The organism is Calditerricola satsumensis, from assembly GCF_014646935.1.
In the GTDB taxonomy this organism is placed as follows: domain Bacteria; phylum Bacillota; class Bacilli; order Calditerricolales; family Calditerricolaceae; genus Calditerricola; species Calditerricola satsumensis.
Genome location: NZ_BMOF01000008.1, coordinates 21277 through 40337 on the forward strand (window position 1 = coordinate 21277; position 19061 = coordinate 40337).

Below are 19061 nucleotides of genomic sequence, written 5' to 3' on the forward strand. Positions count from 1 at the left end.
GGGGTGTGATACTATTGTATGCCCCCATTCTGGAATCTGTCAAGGGATGTTATGTCTATTCTCACGTTGCAATGTCAGGTTTGATCCTTCGGTGGGCGGCGTGAGGAAACCGTCGGCCAGCAGCTTGTCGACGGCGGTGAGGACGCCGACCTTCACGTGGGCATAGGTCAGCCCGCCCTGCAGGTAGCCGACGTAGGGCGGGCGCACCGGGCCGTCGAAGGTGAGCTCCATGCTGGCCCCCTGGATGAACGTCCCGGCGGCCATGATGACCGGGTCGGCATATCCGGGCATCGGGCTCGGTTGCGGGACGACGTGGGCGTCGACGGGCGAGGCCTGCTGGACGCCCTGGGCGAAGGCGATGAGCGGCTCCGGCGCCCCGAAGACGATGCGCTGGATGAGGTCGGTGCGCGGCTCGTCCCATCGCGGGCGGGTGCGAAACCCGAGCCGCTCGAGCAGCGCCGCGGCAAAGACCGCCCCCTTGAGGGCTTCACCGACGACATGCGGGGCCAGGAAAAAGCCGAGGTAAAAGTCAAAGGTGGCGCCGAGCGTGGCCCCCACCTCCCGGGCGATGCCGGGGGCCGTCAGGCGGGCGGCCGCCTGCTCCACCAGCTCGGCCCGTCCGACGACGTACCCGCCCGTCTTGGCCAGCCCGCCGCCGGGGTTCTTGATGAGCGACCCGGCGAGGATGTCGACGCCCACCTCCGTCGGCTCGCGCGTTTCGGTAAACTCGCCGTAGCAGTTGTCGACGAAGACGAGGACGTCGGGGCGAAGGCTTTTGACGAAGCGGACCATCTCCCCGATCGCGTCAACCGAAAACGAGGGACGGTCGTCGTAGCCGCAGGAGCGCTGGATGGCCACCACCTTCGTGCGCGGCGTGAGCGCCTCGCGCACCGCCGCCTCGTCGATCCACCCGTCGGGACCGAGGGGCACGGCGCGGTAGCCGACCCCGTAGTCGCGCAGCGAGCCGGCCCGCTCTCCCCGCACGCCGATCACCTCTTCCAGCGTGTCGTAGGGGCGGCCGGTGATGTAGACCAGCTCGTCCCCCGGGCGGAGCAGGCCGAAGAGCACGAGGGCGATGGCGTGGGTGCCGGAGACGATCTGCGGGCGCACCAGGGCCGCCTCGGCGCGAAAGGTGCGGGCGTAGACGGCCTCCAGGGTGTCCCGCCCCCGGTCGTCGAGGCCGTAGCCGGTGGACGGCGCGAAATGGTAGTCGCTCACGCCGCAGGCGCGAAAGGCCTCGAGCACCTTCCACTGGTTGCGCTCCACGATCCGTTCGATCTCCCGGAGGCGCGGCGCGATTTGCGCCTCCACGCACGCGGCGAGGGCGCGCAGGAACGATCCATGCCGGAGCGTCTCGTACAGGTCGAAGGCGTGTCGATCGGTTTGGCGTGCGTCAGCCATGGGGATTCCCTTCCGCGTCGAGAATGGCGATGGGAATACCGGATTGCGCCAGGCGCCGGGCCGTTTGCCGGTCCATGGCGGCTTCGAGGGTGAAAAAGGCCCCGCTTTCGTCAAGCTGCGACCGCCGCACCACGGCGTGTTCGTGCACGTCGGCCAGCAGGCGCCCATCGGACACGGGCACGCGCAGGCGCACGGTCACGAAGGCGCGCTGGCGGGCCGCGTCGATGCGCTGGCGCAAGCGTTCCAAGTCCGGATCGGAAAAGGCGGAGATGGCGATCTTGTCGGGGGCATCCGGAAAGAGGCGCGCGTGGGGCGCCAGGCGGTCGATCTTGTTCCACACGAGGAGTTCGGGCAGGTGGGCGGCCCCGATGTCGGCCAGCACCTGCCGCACCACGGCGATGTGGCGGTCGGCGCTCGGATGGCTGGCGTCGACGACGTGCAGGAGCAGATCGGCGTCGCGCGCCTCCTCCAGCGTGGCGCGAAAGGCGGCCACCAGGTGGTGCGGAAGGTTCTGGATAAAGCCGACGGTGTCGATCAGCACCGCGTCGTGGCCGCTGGGCAGGCGAAGGCGGCGGGCCGTGGGGTCGAGGGTGGCAAACAGCTTGTCCTCGGCCAGCACGTGGGCCCGGGTCAGGCGGTTAAGCAGCGTCGACTTGCCGGCGTTGGTATACCCCACCAGGGCCACGCGGAAGACGCCGTCTTTGCGCCGCCGCGCACGCAGGAGGGCGCGGTGGCGCACCACCTCGGCCAGCTCGTCCTCGAGGTCGGCGATGCGCCGCTTGATGCGCCGCCGGTCCACTTCCAGCTTCGTCTCCCCCGGCCCCCGCGTGCCGATGCCCCCGCCCAGGCGGGACAGATCGCGCCCCTTACCGGCAAGGCGCGGCAGCAAGTAGCGCAGCTGGGCCAGCTCCACCTGCAGCTTCCCTTCCTTCGTGCGCGCCCGCTGGGCAAAGATGTCGAGGATGAGCTGCGTGCGGTCGATCACCTTGCACGGGATCACCGTCTCCAGGTTGCGCACCTGGGCAGGCGAGAGCTCCTGGTCGATGATGACGAGGTCGGCCTCCTCGGCTTCCGCCAGATGGGCCACCTCTTCCGCTTTTCCCCGCCCCATGTACCAGGCCGGATCGGGCCGCTCGCGCCTCTGCGTCACCATGTGCAGAACCTCGGCGCCGGCCGTCTCCGCCAGGCGGCGCAGCTCGGCCAGGGCGTCGTCGAAGGCCTGCGCATCCTGCTCGCTTGTGCGAATGCCGACCAAAATGGCGCGTTCCATCGCACCCCTCCCGTGCATCCCGCTTCATCTTACCAAATGTCGTGTTCGGCGGCCACCTCAAGGTCTTCCGGCAAAAGGGTCATCAGCTCGTCGCGCGTGGCCTCGCGCCGCTGGAGGAGGCGAAGGGCTTGCCGGCGGAAGGCCCGCTCCAACACGTTGCGCACAAACCGGGCATTGCTGAAGGACCCGGTGGGATGGTCCATCGCCTTGACGATCATCCGCTTCAGCTTGTGCCGCGCCGCCGGCGTCAGCACGTAGTCGCGGTCGCCGGCCATCTGGTCGGCGATGGCGAGGAGCTCGGCGACGGTGTAGTCGGGAAAGGTGAGCTGTATGGGGAAGCGCGAGGGAAGCCCCGGGTTGACGCGCAGAAAGGCGTCCATCTCCCGCGGATACCCGGCGAGGATGAGGACGAACGCGTCGCGATGGTCTTCCATTGCCTTGACGAGGGTGTCGATGGCTTCCTTGCCGAAGTCCTTCTCCCCGCCGCGGGCGAGGGAATAGGCCTCGTCGATGAACAGCACCCCGCCGAGGGCCTTTTTGATGTGCTCCCGCGTGCGCTGGGCGGTGTGGCCGATGTACTCGCCCACCAGGTCGGCCCGCTCGGCTTCCACGAGGTGACCCTTGGCCAGTACGCCCATCTCGTGGAGCAGGCGGCCGACCAGCCGGGCCACGGTGGTCTTGCCCGTGCCCGGGTTGCCGCGAAAGACCATGTGCAGGGTCTGCCGCTGGGCCTTGAGCCCGGCCTCCTGCCGCCGCTGCCCAACGGTGAAGTAAGCGTAGACGCCGTAGAGCGCCTCTTTGATGCGGTCGAGGCCGATGAGGCGGCAGAGCTCCTCCACCGCCGCGCGCAGGCCGGGCGGTGTCGCCGGGTCGGCCAGCACGTCGGCGAAGGGCGCCCGCGGCGCGCGCGATGGCGGAGCCGGATCGAAGAGCACCTGAATGCGCGGCCGATGCGGCGTGCGCATCTCGCTGTTCATGCCCGCACCCCCCTATCCCTTCCAGTATACGCGGGCGGGCGGTGGGGCCAAGCCGTTAGACGTAGATCATTTTCACCGTCATGCCGCCGTCGATGACGAGGTTCTGCCCGGTAATGAACCCGTCGCGCTCGGTGGCGAGGAAGAGGCAGGCGCGGGCGATGTCCATCGGGTCGCCGACGCGGCCCACCGGGTGCTGGGCGCGGTCGGCCTCGGTGTGCTCCGGCTCGTGGCGCAGCCGTTTCTTCTTCCACCGGGCCGTCTCGATCCAGCCGGGGCTGATGGCGTTGACCCGGCGCGCTGGCTGCACAAGAGCGTCGGGGAAACGGCATGCGGACGGCCGCGCACAACGAAGGACGGGCGCCACCCGTTCGGGAACGCCCGTCCTGGAGATCGCGCCGGAACGCGTCCGGCACGTCGCTGCCACCGCTTGGCGTTGACGCTGGAAGATTTTCCGCGCAGACCCGCGCGCAACCGCTTACGATTCGGTCGCTTGCGCCTGCGGTTGCGCTTCCGGTTTGGCCTGTTGCGGGGGTTCGGCCATCAGGGAAACCGGCCGCTGCGGCGTGAAGGTGGAGATGGCGTGCTTGTAGACCATCATCTGCTTCCCGTCGCTTTCAATGACGACGGTGAAATTGTCAAAGCCCCGGATAAACCCGCGCAGCTGATAGCCGTTCACCAGGTAGATGGTCACCGGGATATGCTCTTTGCGCAGCTGGTTTAAAAAGGTGTCCTGAATGTTGATCGCCTGTTTCATGGGCATCCCCCTTCTCTATTCTTCACACGATCCTATTCGGCACGGGCGAAGAACTTTCCTGCCACGAGCCGACAAATTTGTTCGATTTGCTCGGCGCGCGCCGCCGGGTCGGTCATGTCGGACCAGACGATGCCCGGCATGTGACGGAACCACGTCAACTGCCGCTTGGCGAATTGCCGCGTGCGCCGCTTGATCGCCTCCACGGCCTCGTCGAGAGAAATTTCACCGCGCAAATAGGGAAGCAGCTCCTTGTACCCCAGCCCCTGCATGGCCGTCGCCCGCTCGTCGAAACCCCGTGCCACCAGGCGGCGCACCTCATCCACAAGCCCGGCGGCGATCATCCGGTCGACGCGTTCGTTGATCCGCGCGTACAGGACGCGGCGGTCCATGGTCAGGCCGATCAAGAGGAGGTCATACGGCGAGGGCCGCTCCTTGTCGCGCTGGAATTCGGCCATCGTGCGCCCGGTCTGCTCGTAAATCTCCAGGGCGCGGATGATGCGTCGCACGTCGTTGGGGTGAAGGCGCGCCGCCGTTTCGGGATCGATTTCCCGCAGCTTGGCGTGCAGGGCCTCGTTGCCGTGCGTTTCGGCAAAGCGGCGCCACTTTTCGCGCAGGGCGGGATCGGCCGGGGCGTTGGAAAAGCGGTAGCCTTGCACCACCGCCCGCACGTACAGGCCGGTGCCGCCGACGAGGATGGGCAACCGGCCGCGCCGGTTGATGTCGGCGATGAGGGGAACGGCCAGGGCCTGGAACTGGGCCACCGAGAAGGGCTCGTCCGGGTCGAGGATGTCGATGAGGTGGTGAGGGATCTCGGCGCGGATGGCGGGGTCCACTTTGGCCGTGCCGATGTCCATCCCGCGGTACACCTGCATCGAGTCGCCGGAGAGGATCTCGCCGCCAAAACGGCGGGCGAGCACGAGGCTGACGTCGGTTTTGCCCACCGCCGTCGGGCCGACGATGGCCACGAGGCGCTGGCGTTCCGGCGGCGCTGTCGCATCCTGCCGGCGCGCGCCGTTTCGTGGGGCGTGGGCGGTCATGGCGCGTCCACCCGGATGATGCCGTAGGCCACCGAGTTGCCCACTTCGTGCACCTCGGCAAAGCCGAGGCGGGCAAATTCCGCGCTTCCCTGGCGCTCCTTCATCACCACCATGCGACGGGCGACGCGCCGCGCCTCGCGCACGGCCTCCGGCGACAGAGGAGCGGGGTTGGCGAAGGGGCGCAGGCTCCCGATGCCCGAAGACGCTTCCACCGGGCGGCGGAACATCGGGTCAAAGTAGACGACGTCAAAGGAGCGGTCGGCGCATTGGCGCAGGTAGTCGAGGTGGTCGGCGCAGACGACGCGAATGCGGCGCAGCGCGGCGTCGATGGCCGCGGATCCGCTCGAGTAGGTTCGGAGCCCCTCGGCGACGACGGCGGCGATGAGGGGCTCCGACTCCAGCCCCACCACTTCCCCGCCTTCCCCCACGGCCAGCGACAGGACGGCGGCGTCGGCGGCCAGACCCAGCGTGCAGTCGAGGACGCGGTCCCCGGGTCGGATTTCCATAAGCTCAACCATAGGATCAGTATCGCCGCGAAGGAGGTGGCGCATACGGATCATGGCCGTATTGGGATGGTAGACGAAGGGCCGCTCGACGCCCGCGCGGTAGAGGCGCGGGCCCTCCGCCGTCACGACGAGCACCGTGTCGGTTCCCTCCTCGCGCATCAGCCGGGCGATGGACCGCTTTTTGCGCGGCACCAGGCGCGCGCCCAAGAAACGGGCCAGCCGTTTGGCCGTCTCGCGCAGCGCATCGTCGGGTTTTGGCGAGGTGGTGACGATCATCTCACATCACCCGCTTGAACCATTTTTCCAGCTCGTAGGTGGTCACGTGCACGATCACCGGCCGCCCGTGGGGGCAGGTGTAGGGCATCCGGCATTGGGCCAGGTCGGCCAGGAGCGCTTCCATCTCCTCGCGCGTCAGGTACCGGTTGGCCTTGATGGCCGCCTTGCACGCCCGCGACGCGGCGAGGTGCTGGCGCAGGGCGGCCTCGTCGACGTGCGGATGGGTCAAGACGAGACGGATCAGGTGCTCGGCCCAGGCCGCCTCTTCCCCGTGCGGGAACCAGTGGGGATGGGCGCGAACGGCAAAGGCGTGCGGGCCGAAGGGCTCGACGTCGAGCCTTAACCGGCGCAGCTCGTCGAGGCGCTGGCGCAGCGCCTCCGCTTCGGCAGGCGGCAGTTCCACGGTATGGGGCACGAGCAGCGGTTGCACGCGCAGGGGTTCTTCCGCGTAGGCGCGGAGGATCGCTTCGAACCACACGCGCTCCTGGGCCGCGTGCTGGTCGATGAGGAACAGGCCGTCGGGGTTCTGCGCCAGGATGTACGTTCCGTGCAGCTGGCCGATGAGGTGGAGCTCCGGAAAGGGCCGGGTTGAACCGGCGGGGTTCGCTTCGGCTGCGGCGTCCGGCGCGGGGTCCGGTTGTGTGCCGGCGTCGTGGGCGTGCGCGGGGGCGTCAGCCTGGGATGGGGCCTCGGTGTGCTGAGCGGCATCCGGGGCCTCTGGCGGCGCGCCCTCGTCATTGGGCCGAGCGCCGTCCGTCGACGGCGGGTCCGCATCTGCCGACGGGGAACCGCTGGATGCAAACAGCGCCGCGGCTTCCCGGGCCACGTCGGCCCCGATCCGCCGCGCCGCGTCGAGAGCGCCCCAGCGCATCGCCACCTGTTCCGCGCGGGGATGTGCCGGCCGCGCGGGTTTTGTCGGCGCGGGGATGAGGACCTCCCCCGCCAGGGCGTCTCCGACGGCGTCGCGGATCAGGGCCAAGAGGGCGTCTTCCTTGCCGAAGCGCACTTCCAGCTTGGCCGGGTGCACGTTGACGTCCACGAGCTCCGGGTCCATCTCCAGGTGCAGGATGGCGATGGGGTAGCGGTGCACGGGGAGCAGCGTGCGGTAGCCGTCAAGGACGGCGCGCAACAGGGACGCGTTTTTCACGTACCGGCCGTTCACGAAAACGGAAATGTACCCGCGGCTGGCGCGGCTCACCTCGGGGCGGCCGACGAGGCCGGTGAGCCGGAAATCGAGGCTTTCGGCGCGCACCGGGACGAGGTGCTTGGCCGTTTGGTGGCCGTAGACGGCGGCCGCGGCGTGCTTGAGCGCGCCGTCGCCGGGGGTGGCGAGGAGGCGGCTTTTGTTGTGGGCGTAGGCAAAGGCGATGTCGGGCCGGGCCAAGGCGAAGCGCGTCACGCAGTCGGTGATGTGGCCGAGCTCGGTGTGGACGCTTTTGAGGTGTTTGAGGCGTGCCGGCGTGTTGTAAAAGAGGTCGCGCACCGTCACCTCGGTGCCCGTGCGAGCGGGGGCGTCTTCAACGGTCAGGAGGCGCCCCCCTTCCACGGTGACGCGCGTGCCCGCAGCTGCGCCGCGCGGGGCGCTGGTGAGCACGACGCGGGAGACGGCGGCGATGGACGGCAGCGCCTCGCCGCGAAAGCCCAGCGTGCGGATGCGGAACAGGTCGCGTTCGCGCGCGAGCTTGCTCGTGGCGTGGCGTTCGAAGGCCAACCGGCAGTCGTCGCGGTCCATCCCTTCCCCGTCGTCGCGCACGGTGATGCGCGAAAGGCCCCCCTCCTCGACGAACACTTCAATGCGGCGCGCCCCGGCGTCGAGGGCGTTTTCCACCAGCTCCTTCACCACCGACGCCGGCCGCTCCACCACTTCCCCGGCGGCGATTTTGTCGATCAGCCGGTCGTCGAGGCGCTGGATCTTCCCCACCCGTATCCCTCCTTCCTGCCACGCCCTCGGGCGTCACGGCCTTTGCGCGCTCGCCTCCGCGTTGCGCGCGAGGCGGCGTTTCCACTCGAACAGGAGCTGCAGCGCCTCGAGCGGCGTCGTCCGCTCGGGATCGAGGCGGCGAATCGCCTCGAGGACCGCCTCCTCCTCGGGATCGCGCTCCGGCGCGGGAGGCGACGCAAACAGCCAGTCGGCGAAGGACAGCTGGCGCGGCTCGGCGGGGTCGGCGGCAGGCGGCGAAGCGGAAGCCGCCCTTCCCGCACCGGTTTCCCCGCCTTCCAGCTCGGCCAGGATGGCCCGCGCCCGCTCGATCAGCTCCGGCGGCAGGCCGGCCCGCTCGGCCACGTGGATGCCGTAGCTCTTGTCGGCCTTCCCTGGGAGGATTTTGTGCAGAAAAATCACCTTGCCGTCCTGTTCCGAACAGGCGGCGTGGACGTTGACCACGCCGGGCAGGCGCTCGCCGAGGGCGGTCAGCTCGTGGTAGTGGGTCGAAAAGAGCGTCTTCGCCCCCACGCGGTCATGCAGGTACTCGATCACGGCCTGGGCCAGCGCCATGCCGTCGTAGGTCGACGTGCCGCGGCCGATCTCATCGAGAAGGAGCAGGCTCTTCTTCGTCGCCCCGAGGAGGGCCGCCTTCGTCTCCACCATCTCGACCATAAAGGTGCTCTGGCCGCCGGCAAGGTCGTCGGAGGCGCCGATGCGGGTGAAGATGCGGTCGACGATCGGGATGCGCGCCCGCTTCGCCGGCACGAAGCAGCCCATCTGGGCCAGGATGACGATGAGGGCCACCTGGCGCATGTAGGTGCTCTTGCCGGCCATGTTCGGCCCGGTGATGAGCAGGATGGGCCGCTCGTCGTCGAGACGCACGTCGTTGGGCACGAAGGCGCCGTCGGTCAGCGTGGCCTCCACCACCGGATGGCGGCCCTCTTCGATCACCAGCGGCCCGTCGTCGGCCAGCTCGGGACGCACGTAGCCCCGCTCGGCGCTGACGTCGGCCAGGGCCTGGAGCACGTCCAGCTCGGCGATGCGCCGGGCGAGGGCCTGCAGCCGCACCAAGTGCCCCTTCACCCGATCGCGCAGGGCGCAAAACAGCTCATGCTCCAGGTCAACAAGACTGCTTTCCGCCTCGAGAATGAGCGCCTCCTTTTCCTTCAGCTCCGGCGTGACGAACCGCTCGGCGTTGGCCAGGGTCTGTTTGCGCTCGTAGCGGTGCAGCGGCACGAGGTGCAAGTTGGGCTTGCTCACCTCGATGTAGTAGCCGAAGACGCGGTTGTAGCCCACCTTGAGCGACTTGATGCCCGTCGCCTCGCGCTCGCGGGCCTCCAGCTCGGCGATCCACGCCTTGCCCTCGCGGCTGGCCCGGCGCAGCTCGTCGAGGCGCGCGTGGTAGCCCTCGCGGATCATTCCGCCCTCGGTGATGGTCGGCGGCGGGTCGTCCACGAGCGCCTCGGCGATGGCTGCGGCCACATCGGAACACGTGTCGGTCTCCCGGGTCCATTGGGCCAAGGGGCCGCCCGCGTCGGCCAGTTGCGCCAGCAGTTCGGCCGCCGCCTCGAGCGAGCGGCGCAGCTGGACGAGGTCGCGGGCGTTGGCACTGCCAAAGGCGATGCGCCCGGCCAGGCGCTCCAGGTCGTAGACGCCCCTGAGGTGTTCGCGCACCTCGAGGCGGAGCGGCAGATGGTCATAAAAAAACTGAACGGCGTCGAGACGCTGTTCAATGGCCCGGCGGTCGAGAAGGGGCTTGTCCAGCCAGCGGCGCAAGAGGCGCGCGCCCATGGCCGTCATCGTCCGGTCGAGGAGCCACAGCAGCGAGCCCTTGCGCTCCTTGCCCCGTATCGTTTCCACCAGTTCGAGGTTGCGCCGCGCGCTGGCGTCCAGCTGGAGGAACTGGCGCGCGCGGTACGGCACGATCCGCGTGATGTGCGCCAGCGTCCGCTTCTGCGTCGCTTCCAGGTAGGTGACCAGACGGGTTGCCGCGCGAACCGGCCCGTCGGCCACCTCCCCCTGAATGCGGGCACGGACCGCGTCCCGCGCCGCGTCGGATTCGCCGTTCCACTCCGTCACCGCCGCTCCCCACAGCTGCTTGAGGGTGCGGCGCGAAACGCGCGAGGCGGCCTGCTCGTCGAGAAGCACCTCGCGCGGGGCGTAGGCGGCCAGCTCGTCATAAAGGGCCTGCGCGTCCTCTGCTTCCGTTACGTAGAAGTCGCCGGTGCCGACGTCGCACACGGCCAGGGCCAGCCGCCCGTCGGCGTCGCCGGAGACGGCGGCCAGGTAGTGGTTCTCATGGCCCGCCAGGCTGTGCCCCTCGATGAACGTGCCCGGCGTGATGACGCGCACCACTTCCCGCCGCACGACGCCTTTGGCCGTCTTGGGGTCTTCCATCTGCTCGCAGATGGCCACCTTGTAGCCCTTGTCGATGAGCTGGCGGATGTATTGCTCGGCCGAATGGTGCGGCACGCCGCACATCGGCACCCGTCCGCTCCCCCCGTCGCGGCCGGTCAAGGTGATCTCCAGTTCGCGCGCCGCCGTCACGGCGTCATCAAAAAAGAGCTCGTAGAAGTCCCCGAGCCGGAAGAAGAGCAGCGCGTCCGGGTATTGCTCCTTGATGGCCAGATATTGCCGCATCATCGGCGTGTAGCCGCCCATTTTTCCCACCCGTTTCCTCTCCCAAATTCACCGCATATTATAACACACGCGAAGCGGCGGCGCGTAACGCCGGCGCAACGCGCGTTAGGCCCGTCGTGGCCTGCGCGGCGCCGGAGGCGTTTTGGGCGCATAAGGCGGGAGCTGCCACGCTTTGCGGATGTCCTCCGTCTCCTTCCACGGCTCGCCGTGTTGCGCGAGGTCGAAAAAGGCGTTCAGGGGACCCGCGTAGCGGGCAAAGGAGGGCAGCCGCTCAATATCCTGCCGCACCAGCGGAAGCAGAAGGCGCAACGCGTCGCGGTCGCCCTCGTAGAAGGCGCGCTGGGCGTTCGGCTCGGCAAGGGGCAGCTTGCGCAGGGCGAGGTAGTGTTCGGCGATCAGCTTGGCCAGGATGATGACGCCCTTGGCGATCGTTGGGGAGACGAGCCAGCTGGGCAGGGTGCGGTATTCGAAGCCGCCGTGTTCCTGGGGGCGCCAATCGCCGAGAAAGCCATACTTCGGTCGCCGGGCGCGCGACGAGGGCGGTTCGAGGCAGGCCAGCGGGAGGGCCAGGTAGTTGTCGAGGGCCCGCAGCAGGTGGCTGTTGGCGCTCACGCGGCTGAAGTGCAGGTGCCCGCCGATGGGATAGCCCGCAAACGGCATGCCCCCGGCCACCCAGGCGACGTCGCGCCGCGCGACGCGCCGCACGCCGAGGAGCATGTTGCGGAAAAGGTCGCGCACGAGGTCCTTCGGATCTTCGGCCGGCTGCGGACGCAGTTCGCCGATTGGCAGGTGCCTGCGGGTGGCGTCGCCGCGCAGCCAGAGTTGGTCGCAGCCGATGCCGCCGCCCCGCGGAAAAAATCGGGAGGCCAGGATCAGCTGGCCCCGCCCGTCGCGCAGCATAAATTCGGGGTCGGCTCCCAAGAGCACCGGTTCGGTTCGCAACCGATCTCCTTGGAGTTCGGCCTCGTACAACGCCAAGCGGTGTTCCAGGCGGCGCACCAGGGGGTTCGGCAAGGGCGGGGCCGGCTTGACGTCCAACACGGCCCACGCGCCGTTTTTGCGAAGGCCCAGGCGCACCCGCGCCACGTCCAGCCCCAGGGCGTACACCACGCGCCAGGCCAGTGTTCGGGCGCGTTTCACCTCGCGGCTGGCGACCGATGCCGTCACCTCGACAAAGCGCGTTTTGCCCCGTCGCAGCCTGCGGGCCAGCAGGGGGCCATCCGGTGTCCGGTACACGGCAAAGGGGGTCAGTTGGAACACGAAGATCACGTACTGCCGAATCCACTCCCGTTCCGACGCCGCCTCGGCCTTTGGCGGCAACCCGTTGACGGCCAGGATCGTCCGCATGCGCTCGGGGTCTGCGACGTTGGCCAAGCCTTCGCGCCCGTTGAGAACCGGAACCGTTGCCTCAGAGGCCGCCAGTGCGTCAATGCCCCATTGCAGCACGAACGGTACCTGTTCCGCCGGCAACTCGGTTCCGTGCGGCAAGGAAAACCGGGGAAGATCGGCCTCCTCTCCGTGCAGCACAAATCCCGGCATTGCCTTCGCCATCCTTCCCTAGGCCGGTGGAAAAAAGAACGGGAGGAGGTGCGTTCTCCAACCCGGTTAGTCGAGATCGTCCAGCAGGATGTCCGGATCCAACTCCTCCCCCTCGTTGGGGCTGTCGGCGGATGCGGCGTCCGCCTCGTCAAACTTGTCGTCGTCGTGGCATCCCGGCGGATAGACGAGCACGCAGATCTTGGTCTCGGCCACCGCCTCGACGTAGAATTCCCCTTCCACCTTGACGAGCACGCCATCCCGGTTTTTCGTCACCGTCGCTTCCACGGCGCTCGGCGCCTGCGTGACCCGGCAGTGGATCTGCATGGAACCGGGAATGGCGTTGGTGTCGAAGTAGTTCAGGGTCACCTTTTCGACATAGGAAACGGTTTCCTTGGCCACGGCCGTCTTTGTGTTGTTGTCGAAGGAGTACCAGATGTTGATGTCATACGAAACGACAAGCTCCACCGCATCCCCCGCTTTGTCCGCCGTATAGGTGTGGTTGATCACCCAGCACCCCAGGATGCTGGAGGGCGTTTCGGGAAGACGCACGGTATGGGTAGCCTGGAAGTAGAGCCGGCCCTTGCCGCAAACCGCCTTGGTGAAAATCTCCCGGTATTGATAGTCCCGTTCGGCCAGGGGCATGGCAAACCCTCCTCCTGCGAATGGTCAGTTCCATTCTATGCAGGACAGTGGTCTAGGTGCACAAAAATCGTCCGGTTTGTGGAAAACGCAAAAGCCCCGCGGGTGTTAACCCGCAGGGCTTGCGGCGGCGCGCCGGTCGGGGCGGCGCAGGCGGGCCGGCTCCTATGCGGCGTGATGCGACTCAATCCGCCCCCGTTTTGACGTCGAGGGTTCCCGAAACCGTCTGCGCGATGACGTTGGTGATGAGCTGCAGGACCTCGTTCAGGTCGGCCTGCAGCGCCTTGTATTCCTGCACAAGGGGGATCTCGTCGAGCTGGCGAAGCAGCGCGGCCACCTCCGCGTCCACTTGCCGGGCCAAACCGGGCTTCTGGAAGTGGTCAAAGGCCGTGGCCTGCTTCTGCTTGCGGCGAATCTCCGCGGTGATGCGCCGGATCTTCTCGTTTTGCTTCACCCGTTCCTCGGCCTGGCGGAAGCGCACCACCTCTTCGCACTGGGCGAGGTAGGCGGCCAGCTCGCGCGCCTTGGCCAAGACGTCTTCGGCCGTCACGACGGCGTCGGCTTTGGCCACGGCGTCACACCCCGCTGGCGACGAGGGCCTCGCCGTAGAGGGTGTGGGCGTGGGCCTCGGTGATCTTCACCGGGAGCAGCTTGCCCACCAGTTCCTCGCCGCCCGGGAAGTGGACGAGCTTGTTCGTCCGCGTGCGGCCGGAGAGCATGTTCGGGTTCGTCTTGCTCCGCCCTTCCACGAGCACCTCGACCACCTGGCCGCGCAGGGCCTCGTTTTTCTTCAGGGCAATTTCGTTCACCAGGGCGTTGAGGCGGTGCAGGCGGTCCTTCTTCTCCTCCAGCGGCACGTTGTCCTCCATCTCCGCCGCCGGCGTGCCCGGGCGCGGCGAGTAGACGAAGGTGTAGGCGCCGTCAAACTCCACTTCCCGCACGAGGGACAGGGTATCCTGGAACTGCTCCTCCGTCTCGCCGGGGAAGCCGACGATGATGTCCGTCGTCAGGGCGACGCCCGGAATCGCTTCCTTGATCTTGCGCACGAGCTCGAGGTACTGCTCGCGCGTGTACTTGCGGGCCATCTTCTTGAGGATCTCCGAGTTGCCCGACTGCACGGGCAGGTGGATGTGCTCCACCAGGTTGCCGCCCTTGGCCAGCACCTCGATCAGCTTGTCGTCGAAGTCGCGCGGGTGGCTCGTCGTGAACCGCACGCGCGGGATGCCGATCTTGCGGATGTCGTCGAGGAGATCGGCGAAGTCGTAGTCGAGGTCAACGAAGTCCTTGCCGTAGGCGTTGACATTCTGCCCGAGGAGCGTCACTTCCATGTAGCCTTGGCGGGCCAGGTCGCGCACCTCGGCCAGCACGTCCTGGGGCAGGCGGCTGCGCTCCTTGCCGCGCGTGTACGGCACGATGCAGTAGGTGCAGAACTTGTCGCACCCGTACATGATGTTCACCCACGCGCGGACGCCGTCCTGCCGCACCTTGGGCAGGTTCTCGACGATGTCGCCCTCCTTCGACCACACCTCGACGACCATTTCTTTCGCGTAGAGGGCCTCGCGCAAGAGAACGGGCAGCCGGTGGATGTTGTGCGTCCCGAAGATGAGGTCAACGTGCGGGTAGCGCTGCAGGATGCGGTTGACCACCGCCTCCTCCTGCGGCATGCACCCGCACACACCGAGGATGAGGTCGGGCTTGGTGCGCTTGAGCCCCTTCAGGCGGCCCAGCTCGCCGAACACCTTGTCCTCCGCGTTTTCGCGGACGGCGCAGGTGTTGTAGAGGATGATGTCGGCCTCGCGCTCATCCTCCGTCGGCGCATACCCCATCCGTTCGAGGATGCCGGCGATCGTCTCGCTGTCGTGGACGTTCATCTGGCAGCCGTAGGTGCGGATGAGGTACGTGTGGCCGCGGCCGATGTCCTTCATGTCCTCGGGTATATCGAAATCGCGGATGACGTTGACGGCTTCCTTTCCGCGCTTTTTCGCTTCCTTCAGGTTCGGCGGAACGAAGAAGCGGCTGAAATCGATCGTCATTTGGGCCATGGTGTCACCCCCTTACAAAAGAAAAGCGCCTGCAGAATGGGCAGGCGGAGCGGTAGTTTTACTTTAGCATGAGGAAGTGGGAGTTGTCAAGGGCGGTATGGCGCATGCGCACTTGTGGGCTTGGGCGCGGTCGTGGCGGGGTGTTCGGTGGAATCGCTCATTCCCGACCGCCACAGGATGTTTTTTGCCACAAGCCGACCCTTATCCCGAAAGACAAAAACCTCCGTCGCATAGGGCCGGCCCCGTCTGTCCCGCCCTTCCACGGCGATCACCTGCCCCGAGGCCCTTTTGCCCCGAGGGGCGACGGCGAAAGCGGCGGGATGGATGCTGCGCATCCGCGGCGCTTCGACCGATGCCAGACCGGCCATCACCCGCAGCTCGTTTTGGCATCGGGCTGGGCTCACCGCCTTCTGGCACAACCGATCGAATTTTTCCTGCAGGGTGTCATTGACGAGGGCCAGAAAAAATTGGCGCGCCTCGTTTGGGAAGACGGCACCCGCCATATCACGGGCCGGTGCATCCCACGGAAGGCAATCGTCATGTTTGCTTGGGCGCTTCATTCGCGTGCCACGCCGTCTTGCCAGCGAGGGACTTGCTTTTCGATAAAGGCCTGAATGCCGTGCAAGGCATCGGGATGTTTGCTGTTGCGGACAATCACTTCGGTCGCATAGGCCAACGCGGACCAGTCATCCAGCGGCAGCTGCTGATAGAACAGGCGTTTGCCGATCTCGATGACGTTCAAGCTGTGGGCGGCGATTTTCAAAGCCAGCGCCTCGGTGGCCGAGTCGAGTTCGTCGTCCGGCACCACTCGGTTAACCAAACCCATTGCCTCGGCTTCCTTCGCGCTAACGAGACGGCCGGTGAACAACAGCTCAGCCGCTTTTTTGCGCGGCACATTACGGCTCAGGAACACACCCGGCGTGCTGCAAAAAAGTCCCCAGCGAATGCCCGTTGTTCCAAAGCGGGCGCTTTCCGCCGCCACCGCCAAATCCGCCACGGCGACGAGTTCCAGGCCGGCGGCGACGGCGATGCCCTGCACCTTGGCGATGATCACTTGGGGCATCTCGCGGATCGTTCGTTTGAGACGATAGCTTTGTTCAAAGAGGGCGTAGACGTCTTGCAGGTCTCGTTCTTGAATCTCGCGCAAGTTGTGTCCCGACGAGAACACTTTGGGTATGCCTTGGAGCACGACGACCGCCACGTCTCGGGCGCTGGCGATCGCGCGCAACTTCGTTTCCAAGGCTTCCATGAGATCGACCGTCAGCGTGTTATGCCGGTCGGGATCATTCAGGGTCAACCAGCCAACTGGCCCCCGGCAATCGTATAGGATTAAATCCTTCATTTCTAAACCTCCTTAATCTTTTTTATCTAATTTTACTTTCCATCCCCTGCCATTCTCGATTTTTCAACACGTGTTTTTGAATTTTCCCCGTGCTTGTCTTGGGCAACTCTCCGAATTCAATGGCTTTTGGACATTTGAAATGAGCCAAACGCTCCCGGCAAAACCCAATCAGCTCATCCGCCGTCACCTGATGCCCTGGTCGCACGGTGACGAACGCTTTGGGGACTTCCCCCCCATTTGGGGTCGGGAATGCCGATCACGGCCACTTCAAGCACTGCGGGATGTTCGAGGAGCGTCCGTTCAACTTCGATAGAACTGATATTTTCCCCGCCCGAAATGATGATGTCTTTTTGCCGGTCTTTGAGTTCGATGTAACCGTCCGGATGCCAGACGGCGACATCGCCGGTGTGAAACCAGCCGCCGCGAAAAGCTTTTTCCGTCTCCTCCGGGGCTTTGTAATAGCCGAGCATGACGCCGTTGCCGCGCATGACGACTTCGCCCATCGTCTGGCCGTCCTTTGGAACCGGCCGCATTTCGGAATCGACCACCATGAGCTCTCCGAGCCCGATATAGGGAATGCCTTGGCGCGCTTTGAGCTTTGCCCGTTCTTCAAGCGGAAGCGCCTCCCATTCGGTGCGCCATTCGTTGATCGTAAACGGTCCGTACACTTCGGTAAGGCCGTAAACGTGCGTGACCTTTCCTCCCAGACGTTCAATCTGGCGGAGCAGAGACGGGCTGGGTGGTGAGGCAGCGGTGATGATATGGATCGGATGGGGGAAGGCGCGCCCTGCGTCGTTTAGGTATTGCACCAACATGGTGAGCACGGTCGGTGCAGCGCAGAAATGGGTCACACCTTCACGTTCAATCAGGTGGACGATTTGCTTGGGATCGACCTTGCGCAGAAGGACATGCCGGGCACCGACGGCGGTAACCGCCCAGGAGAAGCACCATCCCGCTGCATGAAACATGGGAAGCGTCCAGAGGTAAACACTTTGCGGGTCAAGCCTGGTTTCAATGACTTCCGACAACGCATTGAGAAAGGCCCCTCGATGGTGCAGCATGACGCCTTTCGGGCGTCCCGTGGTTCCGCTCGTGTAGTTGATGGAGATCAGTTCCCATTCGTCTTGAACCGCAATGGGCAGGATGGCATAGGGCGCCTGTGCCAGCCATTCTTCGTAAATCATCCAGGTTAGACCGGCCTCGTGAAACCCATTCGTTTCGCTCTGCGTCATGCCATCTCCGTCGACGACAACCGCTTTGAGGGCTTTCGCGTTTTTCAAGATCGGCCGGACGTGCGTCACAAACTCAGAGTCCGCCAGGAGAACGCTCGCCTCGGAGTGATCAAGAATGTACGCAATTTCTTGCGGCGATAAGCGAATGTTGATGGGGACAAGAACGGCCCCGATCAACGGGACGGCCAAGTGCGCCTCAAGCGCCATGCGAGTGTTGGGGGCGAGCACGGCCACGCGGTCGCCGCGTTTCACGCCAAGGCGCGTCAGGGCATTCCCGAGGCGGTGAACCCGTTCATGCAGTTCGCGGTATGTGTAACGACGGTCCCCCTCCACCTCCGCCACTTGGTCGGGGAAAGCAACGACCGTTCGCTCGAGAAACATGGCCGGGGTGAGGGGTGTGCGATAGGCCAGCGTCTTGCTCAAGAGAAGACCCCCCTTTAGATGGTGTTGAGATTGTTGTTTGGGATTATTTTAGGCTAATCTCATCGTTTTTCTCAATATTAATTTTCTTAGTGTTCGAATCAACTTTCAGTATATACAACCAAAAACCCGTGCCAACCGATCCGCTCCGCTTGCCTTTCCAGTGGGTACTCAAATGGCGCCGCACCAACAGCCGGTGCGGCGGTCCCGTTAATTCTCCAGATTGGAGAGGTTGACCAGCAAATTATATGTAAACCAGCCGTCTCCGGTCACAAAAAACTGCGGCTTCGCCGTGGCAGCGTCACGTTGAATTCCGATCGCGTCCGAATAGGGCGTGAACGAAACGATCTTGTCAAAACGGATCCGGAAGCTTTTCCTAGGGCCGTAGAAATAGAGATGTTTCGTCGTTACGGCAAGTATTCCGGTATCGACATGAATGCGCTCGGTGGTTTCGATGGGGTGCCCTCGGAAGGAGCCCACGCGGTAATAGACTCCTTTGGCGATCCGGATGCTTACGCCGCGGCTGCCGCCAGTATACCGACGGCGCGTCCGGTCTTCATAATACTTCACATCGTTGAAGGCCCAAATAAGCTTCTCCTTTCGCTGAAAATTAAACGGCAAGTGCCCGATGGGCCGAAAGCGTTCAGGGATTTTCCCCTCCATCAGGTCGCGCAAGACTAGACCCTTGACAAATTGCGTGTACGCCCCATTTTTGTCCAGATCCTCTTGCGTCAGTTCAAAGTGCTCGGCAAAGGCAACGAGTCGGATTTCTTCCTGGGGTTCTAGGTTGCCGTCTTCCAAAAAATGCTCCACGGCCTTCTCCCAACCGGTTACCATCGCCTCACGGATTTCGTTTGAAGAGAGAAAACTATTTGCGGCAATTGCCGCAGAGCGGTTGGTGACGTCTTCTAAGGGGTAGGTGCCAATTGCCGCTTCCTTGGCCAACCGGATGATTTCGTTCCAGCCTTGATCACGTTTTTCCGCACATTCGCGATGCTTTTTGCGAAAGATTCCGGCGGGTTTTCCGCAGTAGATGCACGTGCCCATCGAACCTCTCCCCTA

17 protein-coding genes and 1 pseudogene are annotated in these 19061 nt (G+C 65.4%); all 18 read right to left on the minus strand.

Annotated features, from left to right (window positions below; all coding sequences use genetic code 11):
• Positions 1–39: 39 nt before the first annotated feature.
• Positions 40–1362: a methionine gamma-lyase family protein gene (locus tag IEX61_RS03325; protein WP_373288397.1), complete on the minus strand. Its 1323-nt coding sequence runs from the start codon at positions 1360–1362 to the stop codon at positions 40–42.
• Between the two features lie 31 nt (positions 1363–1393).
• Positions 1394–2671, minus strand: a complete 1278-nt coding sequence (gene hflX, locus IEX61_RS03330; RefSeq protein ID WP_229725652.1) for a GTPase HflX — start codon at positions 2669–2671, stop codon at positions 1394–1396.
• Positions 2672–2700: 29 nt separating this feature from the next.
• Positions 2701–3648: an AAA family ATPase gene (locus tag IEX61_RS03335; protein ID WP_188816788.1), complete on the minus strand. Its 948-nt coding sequence runs from the start codon at positions 3646–3648 to the stop codon at positions 2701–2703.
• A gap of 55 nt (positions 3649–3703) precedes the next feature.
• Positions 3704–3940: pseudogene (locus IEX61_RS12375) on the minus strand (SDR family oxidoreductase); the annotation flags it as partial.
• Positions 3941–4123: 183 nt separating this feature from the next.
• A complete protein-coding gene (gene hfq, locus IEX61_RS03345; RefSeq protein ID WP_054672660.1) occupies positions 4124–4402 on the minus strand; it encodes an RNA chaperone Hfq in 279 nt (92 codons plus the stop codon).
• A 32-nt stretch (positions 4403–4434) separates the two neighbouring features.
• Positions 4435–5439: a tRNA (adenosine(37)-N6)-dimethylallyltransferase MiaA gene (gene miaA, locus IEX61_RS03350; protein WP_054672663.1), complete on the minus strand. Its 1005-nt coding sequence runs from the start codon at positions 5437–5439 to the stop codon at positions 4435–4437.
• A complete protein-coding gene (locus IEX61_RS03355) occupies positions 5436–6221 on the minus strand; it encodes a class I SAM-dependent methyltransferase (RefSeq protein ID WP_188816789.1) in 786 nt (261 codons plus the stop codon). The genes miaA and IEX61_RS03355 overlap by 4 nt, the downstream gene beginning before the upstream one ends.
• 1 nt (position 6222) lies before the next feature.
• The gene (gene mutL, locus IEX61_RS03360) at positions 6223–8142 is read right to left on the minus strand and encodes a DNA mismatch repair endonuclease MutL (RefSeq protein WP_188816790.1); all 1920 of its coding nucleotides are present in this window, start codon (positions 8140–8142) and stop codon (positions 6223–6225) included.
• Positions 8143–8175: 33 nt separating this feature from the next.
• The gene (gene mutS, locus IEX61_RS03365; protein ID WP_188816801.1) at positions 8176–10806 is read right to left on the minus strand and encodes a DNA mismatch repair protein MutS; all 2631 of its coding nucleotides are present in this window, start codon (positions 10804–10806) and stop codon (positions 8176–8178) included.
• An 84-nt stretch (positions 10807–10890) separates the two neighbouring features.
• Positions 10891–12324 carry a putative amidoligase domain-containing protein gene (locus IEX61_RS03370; RefSeq protein ID WP_188816791.1) on the minus strand — a complete coding sequence of 478 codons (1434 nt, stop codon included), beginning with the start codon at positions 12322–12324 and terminating at the stop codon, positions 10891–10893.
• A gap of 66 nt (positions 12325–12390) precedes the next feature.
• Positions 12391–12966: an outer spore coat protein CotE gene (gene cotE / locus IEX61_RS03375; protein ID WP_188816792.1), complete on the minus strand. Its 576-nt coding sequence runs from the start codon at positions 12964–12966 to the stop codon at positions 12391–12393.
• A gap of 181 nt (positions 12967–13147) precedes the next feature.
• A complete protein-coding gene (locus tag IEX61_RS03380) occupies positions 13148–13534 on the minus strand; it encodes a YlbF/YmcA family competence regulator (RefSeq protein WP_188816793.1) in 387 nt (128 codons plus the stop codon).
• Positions 13535–13538: 4 nt separating this feature from the next.
• Positions 13539–15005 carry a tRNA (N6-isopentenyl adenosine(37)-C2)-methylthiotransferase MiaB gene (miaB, locus tag IEX61_RS03385; protein ID WP_054669266.1) on the minus strand — a complete coding sequence of 489 codons (1467 nt, stop codon included), beginning with the start codon at positions 15003–15005 and terminating at the stop codon, positions 13539–13541.
• Positions 15006–15091: 86 nt separating this feature from the next.
• Positions 15092–15565 (minus strand): hypothetical protein, encoded by a 474-nt coding sequence (locus tag IEX61_RS03390; RefSeq protein ID WP_229725654.1) that lies wholly within the window; start codon positions 15563–15565, stop codon positions 15092–15094.
• The gene (locus IEX61_RS03395; protein WP_188816794.1) at positions 15562–16347 is read right to left on the minus strand and encodes an enoyl-CoA hydratase-related protein; all 786 of its coding nucleotides are present in this window, start codon (positions 16345–16347) and stop codon (positions 15562–15564) included. Before IEX61_RS03395 ends, IEX61_RS03390 begins: the two co-directional genes overlap by 4 nt.
• 22 nt (positions 16348–16369) lie before the next feature.
• Positions 16370–16552: an AMP-binding enzyme gene (locus tag IEX61_RS12380; protein ID WP_308423717.1), complete on the minus strand. Its 183-nt coding sequence runs from the start codon at positions 16550–16552 to the stop codon at positions 16370–16372.
• Entirely contained in the window at positions 16521–18002 is a 1482-nt protein-coding gene (locus IEX61_RS03400; RefSeq protein WP_229725657.1) for an AMP-binding protein, read from the minus strand. Before IEX61_RS03400 ends, IEX61_RS12380 begins: the two co-directional genes overlap by 32 nt.
• A gap of 207 nt (positions 18003–18209) precedes the next feature.
• Positions 18210–19046: a hypothetical protein gene (locus IEX61_RS03405; protein ID WP_054669270.1), complete on the minus strand. Its 837-nt coding sequence runs from the start codon at positions 19044–19046 to the stop codon at positions 18210–18212.
• Positions 19047–19061 lie beyond the last annotated feature (15 nt).

Coding starts and splice junctions, on each gene's coding strand:
- hflX (WP_229725652.1), bottom strand. CDS start 2,671: ATGGAACGCGCCATTTTGGTCGGCATTCGCACAAGCGAGCAGGATGCG.
- IEX61_RS03335 (WP_188816788.1), bottom strand. CDS start 3,648: ATGAACAGCGAGATGCGCACGCCGCATCGGCCGCGCATTCAGGTGCTC.
- hfq (WP_054672660.1), bottom strand. CDS start 4,402: ATGAAACAGGCGATCAACATTCAGGACACCTTTTTAAACCAGCTGCGC.
- miaA (WP_054672663.1), bottom strand. CDS start 5,439: ATGACCGCCCACGCCCCACGAAACGGCGCGCGCCGGCAGGATGCGACA.
- IEX61_RS03355 (WP_188816789.1), bottom strand. CDS start 6,221: ATGATCGTCACCACCTCGCCAAAACCCGACGATGCGCTGCGCGAGACG.
- mutS (WP_188816801.1), bottom strand. CDS start 10,806: ATGGGCGGCTACACGCCGATGATGCGGCAATATCTGGCCATCAAGGAG.
- IEX61_RS03370 (WP_188816791.1), bottom strand. CDS start 12,324: ATGCCGGGATTTGTGCTGCACGGAGAGGAGGCCGATCTTCCCCGGTTT.
- cotE (WP_188816792.1), bottom strand. CDS start 12,966: ATGCCCCTGGCCGAACGGGACTATCAATACCGGGAGATTTTCACCAAG.
- miaB (WP_054669266.1), bottom strand. CDS start 15,005: ATGGCCCAAATGACGATCGATTTCAGCCGCTTCTTCGTTCCGCCGAAC.
- IEX61_RS03390 (WP_229725654.1), bottom strand. CDS start 15,565: ATGAAGCGCCCAAGCAAACATGACGATTGCCTTCCGTGGGATGCACCG.
- IEX61_RS03395 (WP_188816794.1), bottom strand. CDS start 16,347: ATGAAGGATTTAATCCTATACGATTGCCGGGGGCCAGTTGGCTGGTTG.
- IEX61_RS03405 (WP_054669270.1), bottom strand. CDS start 19,046: ATGGGCACGTGCATCTACTGCGGAAAACCCGCCGGAATCTTTCGCAAA.